At 50.8% G+C, this 17,103-nt stretch carries 14 protein-coding genes and 2 pseudogenes; 10 read left to right on the forward strand and 6 right to left on the reverse strand.

Translation table 11 applies throughout. The features are described 5' to 3' along the window. Positions 1–86: 86 nt before the first annotated feature. A complete protein-coding gene (locus PUR_RS07660; protein ID WP_179037801.1) occupies positions 87–887 on the reverse strand; it encodes an SDR family NAD(P)-dependent oxidoreductase in 801 nt (266 codons plus the stop codon). Between the two features lie 250 nt (positions 888–1,137). Between PUR_RS07660 and PUR_RS07665 the strand changes: the two are divergent. The 4 genes and pseudogenes from PUR_RS07665 to PUR_RS07680 all read left to right on the forward strand — a co-directional run. After that, positions 1,138–1,297 (forward strand): annotated as a pseudogene (locus tag PUR_RS07665) (23S rRNA (adenine(2503)-C(8))-methyltransferase ClbB); the annotation flags it as partial. Between the two features lie 142 nt (positions 1,298–1,439). Beyond that, positions 1,440–2,552 (forward strand): IS200/IS605 family element RNA-guided endonuclease TnpB, encoded by a 1,113-nt coding sequence (tnpB, locus tag PUR_RS07670; protein WP_179034730.1) that lies wholly within the window; start codon positions 1,440–1,442, stop codon positions 2,550–2,552. Between the two features lie 318 nt (positions 2,553–2,870). Continuing rightward, on the forward strand, positions 2,871–3,572 hold the full coding sequence (gene sigK, locus PUR_RS07675) for an RNA polymerase sporulation sigma factor SigK (RefSeq protein ID WP_124696917.1): 702 nt from the start codon (positions 2,871–2,873) through the stop codon (positions 3,570–3,572). Positions 3,573–3,982: 410 nt separating this feature from the next. Further along, complete coding sequence (locus tag PUR_RS07680) at positions 3,983–4,828, forward strand: AraC family transcriptional regulator (protein WP_179034731.1); 846 nt, start codon at positions 3,983–3,985, stop codon at positions 4,826–4,828. 408 nt (positions 4,829–5,236) lie between these two features. Here the strand turns inward: PUR_RS07680 and PUR_RS07685 are convergent, their stop codons facing one another. The 5 genes and pseudogenes from PUR_RS07685 to PUR_RS07700 all read right to left on the reverse strand — a co-directional run bounded on the left by PUR_RS07685 (position 5,237) and on the right by PUR_RS07700 (position 9,528). Further along, positions 5,237–7,522 (reverse strand): glycoside hydrolase family 127 protein, encoded by a 2,286-nt coding sequence (locus PUR_RS07685; RefSeq protein WP_179034732.1) that lies wholly within the window; start codon positions 7,520–7,522, stop codon positions 5,237–5,239. 200 nt (positions 7,523–7,722) lie between these two features. After that, the gene (locus PUR_RS07690; protein WP_179037802.1) at positions 7,723–7,989 is read right to left on the reverse strand and encodes a hypothetical protein; all 267 of its coding nucleotides are present in this window, start codon (positions 7,987–7,989) and stop codon (positions 7,723–7,725) included. 5 nt (positions 7,990–7,994) lie between these two features. After that, positions 7,995–8,126: pseudogene (locus PUR_RS25985) on the reverse strand (alpha-galactosidase); the annotation flags it as partial. A 105-nt stretch (positions 8,127–8,231) separates the two neighbouring features. Continuing rightward, on the reverse strand, positions 8,232–8,561 hold the full coding sequence (locus PUR_RS07695) for a cupin domain-containing protein (RefSeq protein WP_179034733.1): 330 nt from the start codon (positions 8,559–8,561) through the stop codon (positions 8,232–8,234). Between the two features lie 43 nt (positions 8,562–8,604). After that, a complete protein-coding gene (locus PUR_RS07700) occupies positions 8,605–9,528 on the reverse strand; it encodes an ArsR/SmtB family transcription factor (protein ID WP_179034734.1) in 924 nt (307 codons plus the stop codon). A gap of 186 nt (positions 9,529–9,714) precedes the next feature. Here PUR_RS07700 and PUR_RS07705 point away from each other — a divergent pair, with 186 nt between their 5' ends. From PUR_RS07705 to araA, 6 genes are all read left to right on the forward strand, one after another. Next, on the forward strand, positions 9,715–11,217 hold the full coding sequence (locus tag PUR_RS07705; protein ID WP_179034735.1) for an alpha-N-arabinofuranosidase: 1,503 nt from the start codon (positions 9,715–9,717) through the stop codon (positions 11,215–11,217). A gap of 5 nt (positions 11,218–11,222) precedes the next feature. Next, on the forward strand, positions 11,223–11,504 hold the full coding sequence (locus tag PUR_RS07710) for a DUF6171 family protein (protein WP_179034736.1): 282 nt from the start codon (positions 11,223–11,225) through the stop codon (positions 11,502–11,504). Between the two features lie 271 nt (positions 11,505–11,775). Beyond that, positions 11,776–12,885: a GntR family transcriptional regulator gene (locus PUR_RS07715; RefSeq protein WP_179034737.1), complete on the forward strand. Its 1,110-nt coding sequence runs from the start codon at positions 11,776–11,778 to the stop codon at positions 12,883–12,885. Positions 12,886–13,165: 280 nt separating this feature from the next. Next, entirely contained in the window at positions 13,166–13,855 is a 690-nt protein-coding gene (gene araD / locus PUR_RS07720; protein WP_179034738.1) for an L-ribulose-5-phosphate 4-epimerase, read from the forward strand. 27 nt (positions 13,856–13,882) lie between these two features. Then, a complete protein-coding gene (locus tag PUR_RS07725; protein WP_179034739.1) occupies positions 13,883–15,550 on the forward strand; it encodes a ribulokinase in 1,668 nt (555 codons plus the stop codon). A gap of 45 nt (positions 15,551–15,595) precedes the next feature. Further along, a complete protein-coding gene (araA, locus tag PUR_RS07730) occupies positions 15,596–17,086 on the forward strand; it encodes an L-arabinose isomerase (RefSeq protein ID WP_179034740.1) in 1,491 nt (496 codons plus the stop codon). The last annotated feature ends 17 nt before the right edge of the window (positions 17,087–17,103 follow it).

The raw sequence follows: 17,103 nt of genomic DNA on the forward strand, positions 1-17,103 counted from the left end.
CATTGCTTAATACATTCAACTCCATTTGATTTAATTTGTGCTTTGCACATGTAATTCGTATTTTGCTAATTTAGTGTGTTGGGTTCTTAGAATGCTCCTCGAATCAAACCACCATCAACGCGAATGGTTGCCCCACTTACATATTCTGCATATTCGCTGCAAAGATAGGCTACAGCCGCTGCAATTTCATCAGGGTAGCCGAAGCGTCCCCGGTCATTAGGAATAAGCTCGTTAACCGCATTAGACATAATCTCATCCCAGGTTTGGCCCCAACCTCGAGAAGGTCCAATGTGCTCAACCAAGTCCTTAACCGCATCCACAAGGATTGCTCCTGGCGCAACTACGTTGGAAGTAATTCGCGTGCCCTTCAACTCACGTGCCAAAGATACAGCAAGATTATGGCGGGCAGCCAGGGTTGCGTTGTATTGAGGGTGGGTATTCATTGGTTGCAGAGCAAGTCCCCCACCGATCGTAATGACACGACCCCAGTTCTGTTCACGCATTTTTGGAACCAAACGTTGAATCATACGCACACCAGAAATGACGTTAACGTTATAGGTATCAGCCCATTCGTCGGCTGTAGCTTCCATCCAGGAGAAATGACGATAGAAGCCAGCGTTGTTGACGAGAATGTCTACTGGACCATCGGCCAACGCAGCAGCAGCTACTGCATCTGCTCCTTCATCAGTAGTTAGATCACCGAGTGCAATCGTCGCAGTTCCACCATTGGACTTGATGGACTCTGCTACAGCGCGAGTGCGCTCTTCATCGCGTCCATGTACAATAACGGTTGCTCCTTCAGCTCCCAGCATTTTTACCATTGCCCTTCCAAGACCATTGCTCGAACCTGTAATAAGTGCCCGTTTGCCTTTTAAATTCAATTCCATGTCCATTTGCCTTCTTTCTTCGCGTGAAATCAATATCAATATAATTACGCCATGGCATTTAACGCTTGTTGAACAGGATCCTGTGAATTGCCCATACTACTTTGATTAAAACAGTGCAACGATAGGATTCGGCTTTCTTTAACTTCATTAACCACTCCTTCATCTTAACCTGATCAGATTATATCACTGGAATAAAACAGAGTAAACAATAAGTATATAAAATGTCTATTTTGAATAAAGTTTATACATTTCGACCGAAGTTACGCCAGACAGCTATCGGCAATCTGATCCTAATCAGATTAAAGCGTTTGTTCGGATCTTGAATTCAAAAGGGTATCAGCGTCACGGTCCGAACTCAATTCGGATCGGACATTAACGCGGCATGCGGCCAGCTATACCGCTCCGAATAATCGATGTCGGAAATAAGTTTATCTTAAATAAGCCGAGAAGACCCTTCCTCTATAGGGAGGAGATGAATCGGTGGTTTTTTTGGTTGATAGCGAACATATGTGCTATAATGGAAATATCCTACATAAAAGGAGGCTCTGTGGCATGTTGGTACATAAAGCTTACAAATATCGTATCTATCCCGATCCAAAGCAACGGCAACTCATCCATCAAATGTTTGGCTGTTGCCGTTTTGTCTTCAATCATTTCTTAGTCAAATGGAACGAAACCTATGCAGCAACAGGGAAAGGGTTGTCCTATAATACCTGTGCCACACAGCTTCCTGCACTCAAACAGCAATTTGATTGGTTGCAGTCGGTTGATAGCATTGCTTTGCAATCGGCGGTGCGGAACGTGGCAGACAGCTTTGAACGTTTCTTCAAGAAACAAAATCAGGCCCCGCGTTTCAAAAGCCGAAAGCATCCTGTGCAAAGCTACACCACCAAATACACAAATGATAACATTGCTATCGATGGAAACCGGCTTAAACTTCCGAAGCTTGGCTGGCTTCGCTTTGCCAACTCCAGAGCGTGTGAAGGTCACATTCTTTCAGCTACCCTGCGGCGCAATGCGGCAGGCAAGTATTTTGTATCCATCCTCTGCGAAGTGGAAATGAATCCTCTCCCGCAGATCGATAAGGAGATTGGCGTTGACCTTGGACTCAAGAAATTTGCGGTCTGCTCTGATGGGCTGCGGGTTGCCAATCCCAAAGTGTTTCGCAAATATGAACAAAAACTTGCATTTTGGCAACGCCGCATGGCTCGCCGTAACCAAGGGGGCTCCAATTGGGAGAAAGCCAAACAGAAGGTTGCCCAAATCCATGAAAAGATCGCGAGCAGCCGTCGTGATTTTTTGCATCAACTCACCACAAAGCTGATTCGTGAAAACCAAACGATCAGCATCGAAAATCTGAGAGTGGCGAACATGCTCAAAAATCACCGGCTGGCCAAATCCATCGCCGATGCGTCCTGGAGTGAATTTGCCCGTCAGCTTTCGTATAAAGCGGAATGGTATGGACGTACGGTGAAGACTGCCGACACGTTCGCCCCCACGAGCCAAAGGTGTCATGTATGCGGCTATATCCATTCCGAAGTAAAGAAATTGTCTGTGCGGCAATGGGAATGTCCATCGTGCCATACCCTTCATGATCGAGATGAAAATGCCGCACAGAACATCAAAAGCCTTGCTGTTTTAACGTCAACCCCTTCTTTCCTTTAGATATTTTGCTAAGGCAAAAATCTTAAAACTCTGGGAAAATCAGTACAGATTTTCCTTAGGAAAACTGCGGGAACCGCAGGGATCGCTTGGTATACGATTTTTCGAGAGAAAATATCGATATGAATTCCCCTCAGTAGAAGGGATTACCCAAGAATCTCCCACTTCAAGTGTTAGCTAAGTGGGGGAGTGTTCAATTCGTGCTTCTATTTTTCGCGGTACATGCACTTCTAGGCATTCACCCACATACAATGAAGTGACCGTGAACCCGTAAGAATGACTGACCGGTTTCATTGTACATGTGCGGGAGGTGTCGCCAAAGTGCCCGGATTTCTTAGCACCATTGCACTGTTGATCAAGGAACTGTCGCTGCTGGTATCTTATGTAAGGAACAATGCGTTTCCCCAACCTTTGACCGAGCAGGAAGAAAGCAAATACTTAGGAATGATGGCCGAGGGTGATGCCAAGGCACGGAATTTGCTGATTGAACATAACTTGCGGCTGGTTGCGCATATCGTTAAAAAATTCGACAATACCGGCGAAGACATGGAGGATTTAATCTCCATCGGGACGATCGGGCTCATCAAGGCCATAGAAAGCTACCGCCCCAACAAGGGAACCAAATTGGCTACGTTTGCAGCTCGCTGCATCGAGAATGAAATCCTGATGCACCTCCGCTCGCTCAAAAAAACACGCAAGGACGTGTCGCTGCACGACCCCATCGGTACGGATAAAGAAGGCAACGAAATTACCTTGATTGATATCCTCGGCTCGGAAACGGACGATGTGATTAAAGAGGTTGATCTGAAGATCGAGAAGAGCAAGATCTACCGCAATCTTGATATTTTGGATGACCGGGAAAAAGAGGTGGTGGTCGGCCGTTTTGGCTTGGACACTGGGGGAGAGGAGCGGACACAGCGGGAGATCGCCAAGGAACTGGGGATCAGCCGCAGCTATGTATCGCGGATTGAGAAGCGTGCGCTGATGAAGCTGTACCATGAGTTTTATAAGGCGAAACGTTAGAAAATTGACATAGAATCGTTGTGTAGCTGGTCTCAAGTCATGCAATTAGTAAGTCGAAAAACTTGGAAATATTGGAACTGGTACCCTCTATGTAGACACGGTTATAAAAAGCCGAAAAAAACTGCATAGGGGTTTTTTTATGTCAAAAAAGGGTTCAACCCATCTTAAGCATTCATAGGATTTTAAGTAAGTCTTCGAGAAACACCTTCAAGAAGGCATATCCATCGACATTCTTGCTGCTAATATCAACTAGAGCCTAGATGGATTCTGTGTCAAAAAGGGAGAGGTTTGAAGATAGGTGTTTTTCTGCTTATCAGAAAAGTCCATGCCAAACTTGGATTTTAACTAATATTTTTGCTAAACTGTTCTCGTTTGGAGTGTTAAAAAGTCTAGGGAGCAGGGAATCATTTATGATATTTTACCGATTCAGAGTGGATGTGCCGGTCATGATGGTAATGACAGGGAAGTTTGTATCGCCAAATTCCCAATGGAAGCATATGCCCCGGACTTTACTGGAATATGAACTGTTTATTCAGACCCGGGGCACCTTGTATATCTCCCGCGATTCGGAACGTATAGCCTTGAAGGAGGGAGAATTCCTGCTCATGCCTCCCCGCACCCAACAGAGCGGTTACCAGCCATCCGATTGCAGCTTCTATTGGCTGCATTTCTCCGTACAAGCTTGCGAAACGATTAGGGACGATGACTTTGATCATGTGTATGAGCCCGGTGTGATTGTCATTCCCCAGAAGGGGGTGCTTCGCAGCCCGGAGAAGCTTATTGTGATGCTGAAGCAATTGCAGGATTCCATTCGCAGCTACAGAGAGGAATCCTTAAACAATTACCTGAGTACCGGCATTTTGTGCGAGTTGTATAATCAGATGTTCTTTTTTCACAATCCATCCGGAAAACAAACGAAACAGCAGCTATTCAACGACATTGTGGATTACATCAAGTGGAACCGTCATGAAAATTTGAAAGCCAATCAGGTAGCCCAGCACTTCGGATATAACGCCAAACACCTCTCCAGTTTATTTTCTTCAATAGCGGGGATTTCTGTGAAACAGTTTATGCTGCAGGACAAGATGGAGGTTGCCAAGTATCTGCTGTCCGATACCAATCAAAAAATCATCGATATTGCCATGCAGCTTGCTTTTCCTGACAGCCAATCCTTCACCAAAGCGTTCAAAAAAATTACGGGACTCACACCGACAGATTATCGGAATGCCTATGCCAACCGGCTGCTTAATTCTTAAAAAGGCTATCCCTTCACTCTGGAAGAAGATGTGGTATTCGACCGAACAGCTCCTCAGAGGTATGGATTGTGAAAACATAGTCAAAAGTTTAAAGCCGGGTGAGTATTGGGAAGAAACGGCGAGATTTTATATAAAAGAATAATAGAATGCCATACAAGAGAGCGGTTCGAGTGTCGAGAAGAAGGCGAATATGAGCAGCTTCTATTTTTTTCAGGAAGAGGGGGGACGAATCGTAATCACAAGTGTATGCTGGATGTCCAATTGGGCAGGCATTGTGAACGGCAAAACCGAGCAAAGAGGGCTTCCCATTTCATTCTCCAACCGAGCGTGCCCCACAATACGAAATACCCGCTGTGCGATTCTCAAACGAATTGCACAGCGGCAGGTGTTCAGCCAAAGCTGGGGAGCTTACAGCTTTATGGTCCGTAAAATGCCATATATGCCTTTAAAGCGGCCGCTGGCAGTGACAAACTTGACCACAATAGATTCTTGACCTTCGGCAATCATATCGGCAGGAACTTCCAATACTTTGTCGTAAAATTCCCGTTTTCTGGACTCGCCGGGGCTTCCTTCCGTCGCCAGCAGGTGATTGTTTACCCAAATCTCGCAAGTTCTGTCGTTTTCCAGATGGTTAAAGGTGACCAATAGTCCGTTCTTTTGTCCGGGCAGTACCTTCATTTCATAACTGAACCAGCCGCCCGTCTCCGTTCTTCTTCCATTGAGGCCTTCATAGCTGCCGGCATTCGTACGTTCGCCTTTAATGCGGTGCTCCAGCTCGTATTGGTCATTGCCCACTTGCACATGGTCAAGGGTAATTTCTTTAAGCCGCTGCTCCTGATGGATCTTCTCAAGGTGTTCCCGCAGTTCAGGCGAACCTGCCTCAATGAATTTCCAATAGATGCCGTATCTTTCGCTATGCTGTTTGTAGTGAGGCGTGAAAACCAGATGTTCATCTTCGTCTGTATTTCGAAGGACAAAATCCAACTTATCGTTTACCCTGACGAAGTTCTGATCGAGGCTGTTGAACCACTCCTGTACGCTCATCCCGGCGGGAATAATAAAATCTTTGACCAGCATCTGCCGGGTTGCCACCGAGACGTTAACGCCGGTAGTGGATTCGACCATACCCGCTGTGCCTAGCGCGGCGCTCAGTACCACCGGACCGTACTTGAAGCCGACGACATTCGGCGCGTCATGCAAGGAGAAGCAGACAGCCTTCACCAGGATTCCGAGCTGCAAGGTGTCGCCATTTTTCCAGACTTGTTCAACAAGAGCATAGCCATTCTTAACTTCTGGCTGAACGGCTTGGCCGTTAAGCGTAATTGTGATTTCACCAGCAGCCCAATCCGGTACACGTAGAAACAGTGAGAAGCGCTGTCCCTGCGGATCGGTCGTTTCAATGGTAAATTGAGCCGTGTCGGTGTAAGGAAGATCCGTAGTTTGGGTGATGTGTACCCCCTGTTCCGACCAATTCAATTGGCTGCTGATATATTGGTTTACAAATAACTGCCGATCCAGTTGGAAATAGATGCTGTCATTCAATTTGGTGAAGCTTTCCATACCGGTTCCCGTGCAGCACCAAAAATGCTCAAAAGGCGAAGAGTATACTTTGAAATACCCCGTGGCCATCGGTTGAAAATACATTGTCATCCCTGTTTCCGGATGCTGAGACGAAAGGATGGCGTTGATATAAGCGGTTTCATAAAAATTAGAATATTTTACATCCCGCGTTAATTTGAACAATTCTTTCGTAAGCTTCAGCATGTTATAGCTGTTGCAGGTTTCGCAATTGATGTCGGTGCGTTTGGCGTCAAGAACATCAGGCTGGTCGAAATGCTCAGACTCGCTGTTGCCGCCTGTAATGTAGCTGTGGTGATAGACGACCATGTCCCAGAATTTCTCCGCGGCCTCAAGGTAAAAGACTTCGCTCTCGCCCAACGTCAGATAGCGGTTCAGAGCCCCTATAAATTTCGGGATCGTAGTATTGGCATGTCTGCCCTTTAGCACATCCTTGCCATCGCGTATCGCTTCAAACAGGCTGACCTCGTCGAAGATGTGGGCCGCGTCCAGGTGGCGCTTATTCTTGGTCAATTTATACAGGTCATAGAGACAATCGTTCATACCGCCATATTCCACTGCCAGTACCGTGGCCTGCAATTCTGAGGGCCATCTGGAGGTGCGATCCGCGACCCAATCTCCCAGCTTGTTCACTACATCATAAGCCTTGTGGATACCCGTTCCCTTATAAACGGCGATCAGGCCGGCGATAATCTTATGCATCGTATACCAGGGAACCCAGGCCGGCTTTCTGTTCTCCACATTATCAAACAGGGTCTCCGGGAATGCGGACAGATATCCGTTACCCAGTTGAGCGGCGGATAATTCATTTATCATATATTCCAGTTTGGCAGCCAGCTCGGGGGTTCTATTCTGTTCGTAAGCCTGCGCGAGTGCGACTAAAAAATGGCCTAATGTATGGCCTCTGATCTCTGTAGTTTCCCATCCCGGATAGACAGCGGCCTTGGCCGGCAATCCGGCGACCTCACGGAACCCCGCCAGCAGACGATCCGCGTCGTAGCTTAGCAGATACGCCATTTCTTTCTCAAAAGCATTCACATAATAAGCTCCGGTCAGTTGTACCTGGTTCATGCCAAAGTCCCGCAAGGCCGTTCTTATCGTCGAAATACTCTTCATTTTTATTAACCCCTCCGTGTAGGAATAACGTTCTCCGATAGGAGACTGTCACAATCTTATCCGCCGGACGCGTCGGGGTAAATAAGAGAAAGTCGGATTTTGTGTCAAAAAGGAAGGTGTTTGAATAAGGATAGCGGCATATTTGTAATAGGAGGCGCTGTTCAAAAGCTAAGCATTCCCGACCGGTTATCTCTCGCCTGCTAGAACCGGTACAGCCGGACGCCGTGCGGGGGGACGGTTGCCGTCAAGCATCCGTCCCGCACTACGGCAGGCTGCCGGCTCCAAAGTTCCATGCCTCCGGTCCAACCGGTGAAACCGATCTGCTCCGGCAGGATGGCATAGTCCAGAGGCGTCTCCCCCGTATTAAATAGCGCGGCGTAGCGCGTGCCGCCGGTTTCCAGTGTCGTCCAGACGATGGAGTCGCCTTCGTGAAGCGCTTCCCTAGCGCCGTAGCTGTCATGGTGCATGCGCAACCATATGCCTTGAGATACTCTGCCATATACTCCGCGTTGCCTCTGACTTCCGACTCCGTTACCGCCGCTCCGTAGCAATCCCAGCTGTTCCAGCCTCGGGGTGGCAGTGGTGCTGCATTTTTGTGGTTCATGTCAAAGCTCCTTCTCTAGATTAGATAGCAATTATTGCTCTTTGCAAACCTATAATAGAAAGGAATCAGGCAGAAATCTATAGTGATCTGGACAGATGAATAGCATTATATTGCGGTGATATAGGTGTCAGTCGAAAAATAGAATTCCCAAGGCTCCTCGGCATCGGGCGGATAATAATACCGGTGACTGCCGGGAATCTCCGTCAGGAAAGCCTTTCTTGGCCCGATGCGGTGTGTGAGGCCCTCCGACTCGAAAATGCCCTCTCCGGTAACTGTATATTGGAATAACAGAAGAGGACCGTCGTTGCGAAGTTGTCCCTCCCAGTAATAGGCTTCATTCAGGGCCTGTTCATGTCCCGCCGCGAACAACCCGCATAAAGATATCTCCTTATCTTCCGCAAAGCGGAAGCCGTAAGTACCCATGTTGGTAATCACAGACAATCTCTCCTCATATTCCCGGAAGTCCTCTTTTCGTTGGTTAGCGAGCATCCGGAGCCCTCTCAGAATAAAACAGTTCTGCCACAAGATGCTCATTGTAATTGCCGAATCCTTTGCCAAAAAGGGTAAGCCCGCCTTGATGCAGCGCATCCTCTTCTACGGACAGCCGGATCGTCCACTGCTTGCGCAGGATATCCACATCGCTTAGCTTCACATCAGACAGCTTGAGGCCGTCCATGTAAGTGCCCTCCTCCGTTATCCGCAATTGTTTCAGCAGCCCATATTGGTTGATGCTCTCCGGCCACCAATCGGGTGTGAATTTGCCCTTCCGGTCCCCGTAATCCCCGGGGCTGGTCCAGGTCCCGAGAAGGCATTCATTGAAAGTAAAGGTAATGTCGGACGGATAGTTGTTATTCGTCGCCGGTGCCTCCGAAGCAATTTCCATGGTGAGCATCAGTTCCTGGGGCTGCTGGCTCGACAACAGAAAATTGGGCGCTTTGTACTCAATAAAGCCTTTGCCGAACCAAAGAATAGCTGCGTTTGCGCGATCCTGATCCCAGAAATACCGGGGGTCGTCAAAGCTGCCGATGATTTTTCCCGTTGTTGCCAGGCCGCAGGTAGGCTCGATATGAAAATCGGAATATTGTCCGATAGGAATTTCGGTCCGGTAGCTTTTGCGTACCGACCCTCCGGTCGTCGGAAATATAATTTCCGCGGACGAAGCCGCCAGAGAGCATATTTTCTGCAAGCCGCTTTTTCCAGGTGCCATTTGGGTCGTCACAAGGTCAGCCTCTGCAAGCTTGCGGACATGCATCGTCATAATGGCGCTCGACAGATGCACGGCGGCTGCCAGCTCCTTGACGTTCATCGGGCGTTCGGCAAGCAGACGGAGAATGTGAAGACGCACCGGGCTGGCCAGCGCTTCGTATACGGGTAATGATTTTTCGGAAAGATCAAGTTTCATATCCTTTGCCGCCTTTTCATTATGATTAATAAATATATTACTCAAGTTTCGTTTTTTTAACAACTAAAAAGAAAGATTCATTAAGATATGTGCAATAAAATTGACGGGAGAGACCCAATATACATATAATTATTTATGAAAATATAAATTAATTAATAAATATATTAATTAAGGGGTGAACGCTTCATGGCTCTAAAGGGTGTGCTTAACGCTGATATCGGCAAAGGAACGATCAACCGCAATATTTACGGTCATTTCTCCGAGCATCTGGGAAGATGCATCTATGAAGGCATCTGGGTGGGAGAGGACTCGGCCATTCCGAACACGAACGGAATTCGTGACGATGTTGTGAAAGCGCTCAAACAGATCAAGATTCCGGTGCTTCGCTGGCCGGGTGGATGCTTTGCCGACGAATATCACTGGAAGGACGGGATCGGCCCGCGTGAAGACCGGAAGCGGATGATTAACACCCATTGGGGCGGCGTGGTCGAGAATAATCATTTCGGCACGCATGAATTTATGGAGCTGTGCAGACAACTTGAGTGTGAACCGTATATTAACGGCAACGTCGGGAGCGGCACCGTGCAGGAGATGTCCGAATGGGTGGAATACCTGACCTTTGAAGGCGTGTCGCCGATGTCGGAACTGCGTGCGAAGAACGGAAGTGAAGCACCGTGGGCGGTGACTTATTTTGGAGTGGGCAATGAGAACTGGGGCTGCGGCGGCAATATGCGTCCTGAATATTATGCGGATTTATACCGCCGTTATCAGACCTATGTGCGAAATTACGGAAATAACAAGATCCACCGGATCGCCTGCGGCCCCAATGTGGATGATTACAACTGGATGGAAGTTGTGATGCGCGAAGCGGGGCGTTACATGGATTCCATTACCCTCCACTACTACACTCTTCCGAAAGAGCGCTGGGAAGATAAAGGGAATGCAACGGGGTTCGATGAGTCGGAATGGTTCTCTACTCTGAAAAAAGCTCTGCGCATGGATGAGCTCATTACGCGGCACAGTGCGATCATGGACAAATACGACCCGGACAGACGGGTGGGCCTTATTGTGGATGAATGGGGCACCTGGTATAATGTGGAACCCGGCACCACTCCGGGTTTCTTGTACCAGCAGAATACGGTGCGCGACGCCTTGGTGGCGGGGCTGACGTTCCATATTTTCCACAAGCACAGCGGACGCGTTCGGATGGCTAATATTGCCCAGACCGTCAATGTGCTTCAGGCCGTCATTTTGACGGAAGGCGAGAAAATGGTGCTGACCCCAACTTATCATGTCTTCAATATGTACAAGGTTCATCAGGATGCGGTGCTGCTTGATCTGACACTTGAAAGCGGAAGCTATATTTATGAAGGCATTGAAATACCGGCTGTGTCCGCCACGGCTTCGAGGGATAGCGAAGGGAAAATTCATATCAGTCTGTGCAATTTGAATGACATCGAAGCTGCCGAAGCTTCACTGGACATTCGCGGGCTTGCGAGGGAAACGTTGACGGTTGAAGGCGAAGTCCTCACAGGCGATGCGATCGACGCCCACAATACCTTTGAGCTGCCGGATCGGGTACAACCGCAGCCGTTCACCGCGTTCAAGCTGGAAGGCGAAGTGTTATCCGCCGTTCTGCCGCCGATATCGGTAACCGTGCTGGAGCTTTCGTCACCGGGCCGGGTGTGACTCCAATGGCTGCCGAATCGTCATGCAAGGGCTGCAGGGAGGAATACAAGCTGACCGAAGCCCAAATGGAGCGAATCCTGAAGTCATCGATGTTCTCGCCTGACCAGTGCGTGCCGGATGAGGTCTATAATGAGCGGCTTCGGGCATGTCGAACTTGTCCAAAGCTGGAGGATGGTGTGACCTGCCGGGTATGCGGCTGCATCATCCCGGTCGTGGCAAGGCTCAGGGAACGGGGCTGTCCGCTGCCGGGCGGCGGGCTATGGCAAGCGGTGAATAAGGCCGTTTAAGGTCAAGAGGCCGTCAGAATATTTTATTCAGCATCACTTCCATAATCATTTCATGCCGTCTAATCGGATTCATGGTCTGCCTCAGCTTTCCGTACTTATTTTGTTTCTATATGTAACTCTTTCATCGGGACAGGGTCCATATCGGTTCTTCAGCCCACTCCAGCAATGAAATAGTCTTTAGCTATCAGTCCATCGGTTCGAACCTCATGTACTTACAAGTTAATTGTGATATAATAACTTGTATTATTCCAATGATGCCCCGAGGTGGACAATGACGGAGAAAGCAATACCGAAATATATGCAGCTGAAGCGGGAACTGCTGTCCTGGATCGAATCCGGGCAGCTGAAGCCGGATGAAAAAGCGCCTTCCGAGCATGAAATCGCCGGAAGGTTCGGCATGAGCAGGCAGACTGTTCGACAGGCGCTGGGCGAACTGGAGAAGGAAGGCCTATTGTACCGGGTTCAGGGAAAGGGAACGTTTATCGCCCGGCAGCCCGCGCGCCAGCTTCAGCAGCGCGGCTGCCTGATTGGCATGATGACCACTCATATCTCCGATTATATATTTCCGCATATTGTGCGGGGCGCGGAGGCCCGGCTAAGGGCCGGCGGGTACAGCCTGATGCTGTCCAGCACCGACAATGACAAGAAGAAAGAACGCGAAAATTTGGAGCAGCTGATCGGTCAACCGATCAGCGGGCTGATCATCGAACCGACTAAAAGTGCCGAAGGCAACCCGAATCTGCCCCTCTTCCTTTCGCTGGATGTTCACAATATCCCTTATATTATGATTAATGAGCGCTACCCCGAGCTTCATTGTCCCTGCCTCAAGGTGGATGACGAAGCAGGCGGCTTCATGGCGGCGGAGCACTTGATCGAGCTGGGGCACACGCGGATTGCCGGCTTCTTCAAGACGGATGACCTGCAGGGGGCGAACCGGCTGAAGGGATTCATCCGGGCGATGCACAAGCACCGTCTGCCGTTCGGAGACGGCACGGTAACGCATTACACGTCGGAAGAGAAGCAGACCGTGCCTTATGAAGCCGCTTTGGGTCTTCTTCAGGGCGGGGAGCGGCCCACCGCGTTCGTCTGTTACAACGACGAACTGGCGGTGCTGCTGCTGGAGGCGGCGCGGCAGAGGGGACTCAGCGTACCCGGTGATCTGTCGATTATCGGCTTCGACGACTCATCGCTGGCAACGGCGACAGAAGTAAAGCTGACAACACTGAGTCATCCGAAGACGCAAATGGGTATCGAGGCGGCGGAGATGCTGATCGGCATCATCGAGGGCCGAAACTCCGAGGCGCCTCTTGACATCATCTACAAGCCGGAGCTGATCTTAAGAGGATCGACAAAGGCGATAGGCAAGGGCGCCGCCGACTAGAAGTAAGCATGTCGAGTAAGACGGCTCCGAGGTACAGCAAGCCTAAAACGCATACTTACCGTACGATGCACCGTACCGGATTGGCTCTCATGCGCCGATCCGGTGCGGTGTTTTTTGCATGCATGAATGCACGCTGCATAGGAACCTTAATTATGAATTTATAATGTACGTACATTTGCATTTTTTTCATAAATCGTTATAGACCAAATGTACGTACAAGTGTATAATGGGGATACAAAGCAGGAACTTATAACCTCATTTCATAGGGAGGCTTGCGGAGATGTTGGAGCAATTGAAAGAAGAGGTGCTGGAGGCGAATCTCGAGCTGCCACGCTACAATCTGGTAACGTTTACATGGGGGAATGTCAGCGGGGTTGACCGGGAGCGGGGGTTGATCGTCATCAAGCCAAGCGGTGTGGAGTACGACAAGCTGAGCCGGGACGACATGGTTGTGGTAGACCTTGAAGGAAATACCGTGGAGGGCAAGTACAAGCCGTCTTCGGATACCGCGACTCATTTGGTGCTGTACAAGGCTTTTCCGAATATCGGCGGAGTTGTCCATACCCATTCCCCATTCGCGACGGCTTGGGCGCAGGCGGGAAGAGGTGTACCCGCGCTCGGCACGACGCATGGCGATTATTACTATGGCGAGGTGCCGTGCACCCGTCCGATGACGGAGGAAGAAATCAAAGGCGCTTACGAACTGGAAACCGGCAACGTGATTGTCGAAACCTTCGCAGAATTGAATCCGGATATGATTCCGGGTGTGCTCGTCCACTCCCATGCGCCGTTCAACTGGGGCAAGGACCCGGGCAAAGCGGTCCACAACGCGGTCGTGCTGGAGGAAGTAGCCAAAATGGCCATCCAAAGCTTTCAGCTTAACCCCGGCCTTCAGCCGATGAACGGGCATTTGCTAGACCGCCATTTCCTGCGCAAGCATGGAGCGGGCGCTTATTACGGACAGAACTGATCCCATTTCCCCAAAGGAGAATTTCAGATGAGCAAAAAATATGCAATCGGCGTCGACTACGGCACTCAATCCGGTCGCGCCGTGCTGGTCGATCTGGCGGACGGCCGCGAAGTGGCGGATCATGTGACGCCTTACCCCCATCATGTGATTGACGAGACGCTTCCGGGAACCGGCATGAAGCTTGAGTATGACTGGGCTCTGCAGCATCCCGCGGACTACATCGAAGTGCTGAAACGTTCGGTGCCTGAAGTAATCCGCGAGTCCGGCATTGACCCCGCCGAAGTAGTCGGCATCGGGATCGACTTTACGGCATGTACAATGCTGCCGGTCAATGAAGAAGGCGAGCCTCTCTGTCTGCTGCCGGAATACCGGGAGAATCCGCACAGCTGGACGAAGCTGTGGAAGCATCACGCGGGCCAGCCGGAGGCTGAAGAAATCAACCGCATCGCCAAGGAGCGCGGAGAGAAATGGCTGCCGCGCTACGGCGGTAAAATCTCATCCGAATGGATGATGGCTAAAGTATGGCAAATTCTGAATGAAGCGCCGGAGATTTACGATGCTGCAGATCAGTTCCTGGAAGCGACCGATTGGGTCATATCGCAAATGACCGGTAACATTGTCCGCAACAGCTGCACGGCCGGATATAAGGCAATCTGGCACAAAGAAGACGGTTATCCGGATAAAGAGTTCTTCAAAGCGCTAGACCCCCGGCTGGAGAATCTGACGGAAACGAAGCTGCGGGGCGAAATCGCGCCGCTGGGCACAAAAGCGGGAGGACTGACGCCGCAGACGGCTGAAATGATAGGGCTGAAGGCCGGAACGGCCGTCGCGGTCGGCAACGTGGACGCGCATGCCGCCGTGCCGGCGGTTGGTGTGGTGTCGCCTGGGAAGCTGGTCATGGCGATGGGAACCTCTATCTGCCACATGCTGCTCGGCGAGACGGAGCGGGAAGTGGAAGGTATGTGCGGCGTGGTAGAGGACGGGATCATTCCCGGATTCTACGGCTATGAGGCGGGACAGTCGGCGGTCGGCGATATTTTTGAGTGGTACGTGGAAGAAGCAGTTCCGGCTTATGTGAAAGAAGCAGCGGCCGAAGAGGGCGTAAACATTCATGTTTGGCTGGAGGGACGCGCCGCCGCCTACAAGCCGGGTCAGACGGGTCTGCTCGCTCTGGACTGGTGGAACGGCAACCGTTCCGTACTTGTCGATACGAACCTCACCGGCCTTCTGCTCGGCTGCACGCTGCTGACGAAGCCGGAAGAAATATACCGCACACTGCTTGAAGCGACCGCCTTCGGCACACGCAAAATCGTCGATGCTTTCCATCACGCCGGCGTAACCGTGGATGTGCTGTATGCCTGCGGCGGGCTTCCTCAGAAGAATCGGCTCCTGATGCAAATTTATGCCGATGTGACGAACCGCGAGATTAAGGTTGCGGCTTCCAAGCAGACACCGGCGCTGGGCGCGGCGATGTTCGCGGCGGTTGCGGCAGGTTCGGAACAGGGCGGATACGACACGATAATGGAAGCGGCAGCGAAAATGGCCCGCATTCGGGAGGAATCTTATAAGCCGATTCCAGAAAATGTGGCAATCTACGAGAAGCTGTATCAGGAGTACTCCCGGCTGCATGATTATTTCGGCCGCGGAGGGAACAACGTCATGAAAACTTTGAAAGCGATTAAGGAAGAGGCTTAATACCGAGCAACGGCAATTATCCATTTAATTTAGGAGGAACTTTAGATGCTAACCGTAAAACCGTATCAATTTTGGTTTGTGACAGGCAGTCAGCATTTGTATGGCCCGGAAACGATTGAGGAAGTGGCCGGACATTCGCGCGCGATCACGGATGGGCTCAACGCCGATTCCGGCATCCCATTTGAAATTATTTTCAAGCCCGTGCTGACAACTGCGGATGAAATCGTCAAGCTTGCCATTGCGGCGAACAGCGACGAGGCTTGCGCGGGGGTCATCACCTGGATGCACACCTTCTCTCCGGCCAAAATGTGGATCGCCGGCCTGTCCCAGCTCCGCAAACCGCTGCTGCATCTGGCCACTCAATATAACCGCGACATTCCGTGGGACAGCATCGACATGGATTTTATGAACACGAATCAATCCGCGCACGGCGACCGCGAATACGGCTTTATCGGCGCGCGGATGGGAATTGCCCGCAAGGTGGTAGTCGGATACTGGGAGGACGGGGAAGTCAGAGGCCGTGTCGGCAGTTGGATGAACACGGCGGTCGCCTTCAATGAGAGCCGCTCGCTGAAAGTGGCCCGCTTCGGCGATAACATGCGTTCCGTTGCCGTAACCGAAGGCGACAAGGTGGAAGCCCAGATCAAATTCGGCTGGACAGTGGACGGATACGGCGTTGGCGACCTGGTGGAGCGTGTCGACGCGGTTACGGAAGAGCAAATCGACGATCTGATGGAAGAATACGCTCGGCTGTATGATTTCGAGCAAGGAGGCGTGAATGAAGACGCCGTACGGAACTCGATCCGTTATCAGGCCCGCCTCGAGCTTGGACTAAAGTCGTTCCTGGAAAAGGGCGGATACACAGCTTTTATCACCACCTTTGAAGATCTGCACGGATTGAAACAGCTTCCGGGCCTTGCGGTCCAGCGTCTGATGGAGCAGGGCTATGGCTTTGCGGGCGAAGGTGACTGGAAGACGGCGGCGCTTGTCCGGCTCATGAAGATTATCGCCGGCAACGAGGGAACTTCTTTCATGGAGGACTATACGTATCATCTCGACCCTGCCAATGAGCTGGTGCTCGGCTCCCATATGCTGGAAGTCTGCCCGACCATCGCGGTTGATAAGCCGCGTCTTGAGGTGCATCCGCTCGGAATCGGCGGCAAGGAAGATCCGGCACGCATGGTGTTCAACGGCCGCTCGGGCTCCGCGCTCAACGCTTCGATCATCGACCTTGGTAACCGTTTCCGCCTGTTGGTCAATGAGGTGGAAGCGGTAGAGCCCAAGGAAGCCATGCCGAACCTGCCGGTAGCCCGTGTGCTCTTGAAGGTGGAGCCGAGCTTGAAGGAAGGCGTGGAAGCGTGGATTCTTGCCGGAGGCGCGCACCATACCGGATTTTCCTACGTAGTGACGACGGAGCAACTGATCGATTTTGCCGAGATGGCGGGCATTGAATGTGTAGTTATCGACAAGGACACGAACACGCGGGCTTTCCGCAGTGAGCTGCGCCTGAACGATATGGTCTGGAAATTGTCCTGATTTCAATTTGACAGAAA

This window comes from Paenibacillus sp. URB8-2 (genome assembly GCF_013393385.1).
GTDB lineage: Bacteria > Bacillota > Bacilli > Paenibacillales > Paenibacillaceae > Paenibacillus_AQ.

Excerpts from the sequence above, each read along its gene's own strand:
- PUR_RS07660 (WP_179037801.1), bottom strand. The coding sequence starts at position 887 with ATGGAATTGAATTTAAAAGGCAAACGGGCACTTATTACAGGTTCGAGC.
- tnpB (WP_179034730.1), top strand. The coding sequence starts at position 1,440 with ATGTTGGTACATAAAGCTTACAAATATCGTATCTATCCCGATCCAAAG.
- PUR_RS07680 (WP_179034731.1), top strand. The coding sequence starts at position 3,983 with ATGATATTTTACCGATTCAGAGTGGATGTGCCGGTCATGATGGTAATG.
- PUR_RS07685 (WP_179034732.1), bottom strand. The coding sequence starts at position 7,522 with ATGAAGAGTATTTCGACGATAAGAACGGCCTTGCGGGACTTTGGCATG.
- PUR_RS07690 (WP_179037802.1), bottom strand. The coding sequence starts at position 7,989 with ATGCACCATGACAGCTACGGCGCTAGGGAAGCGCTTCACGAAGGCGAC.
- PUR_RS07700 (WP_179034734.1), bottom strand. The coding sequence starts at position 9,528 with ATGAAACTTGATCTTTCCGAAAAATCATTACCCGTATACGAAGCGCTG.
- PUR_RS07705 (WP_179034735.1), top strand. The coding sequence starts at position 9,715 with ATGGCTCTAAAGGGTGTGCTTAACGCTGATATCGGCAAAGGAACGATC.
- PUR_RS07710 (WP_179034736.1), top strand. The coding sequence starts at position 11,223 with ATGGCTGCCGAATCGTCATGCAAGGGCTGCAGGGAGGAATACAAGCTG.
- PUR_RS07715 (WP_179034737.1), top strand. The coding sequence starts at position 11,776 with ATGACGGAGAAAGCAATACCGAAATATATGCAGCTGAAGCGGGAACTG.
- araD (WP_179034738.1), top strand. The coding sequence starts at position 13,166 with ATGTTGGAGCAATTGAAAGAAGAGGTGCTGGAGGCGAATCTCGAGCTG.
- PUR_RS07725 (WP_179034739.1), top strand. The coding sequence starts at position 13,883 with ATGAGCAAAAAATATGCAATCGGCGTCGACTACGGCACTCAATCCGGT.
- araA (WP_179034740.1), top strand. The coding sequence starts at position 15,596 with ATGCTAACCGTAAAACCGTATCAATTTTGGTTTGTGACAGGCAGTCAG.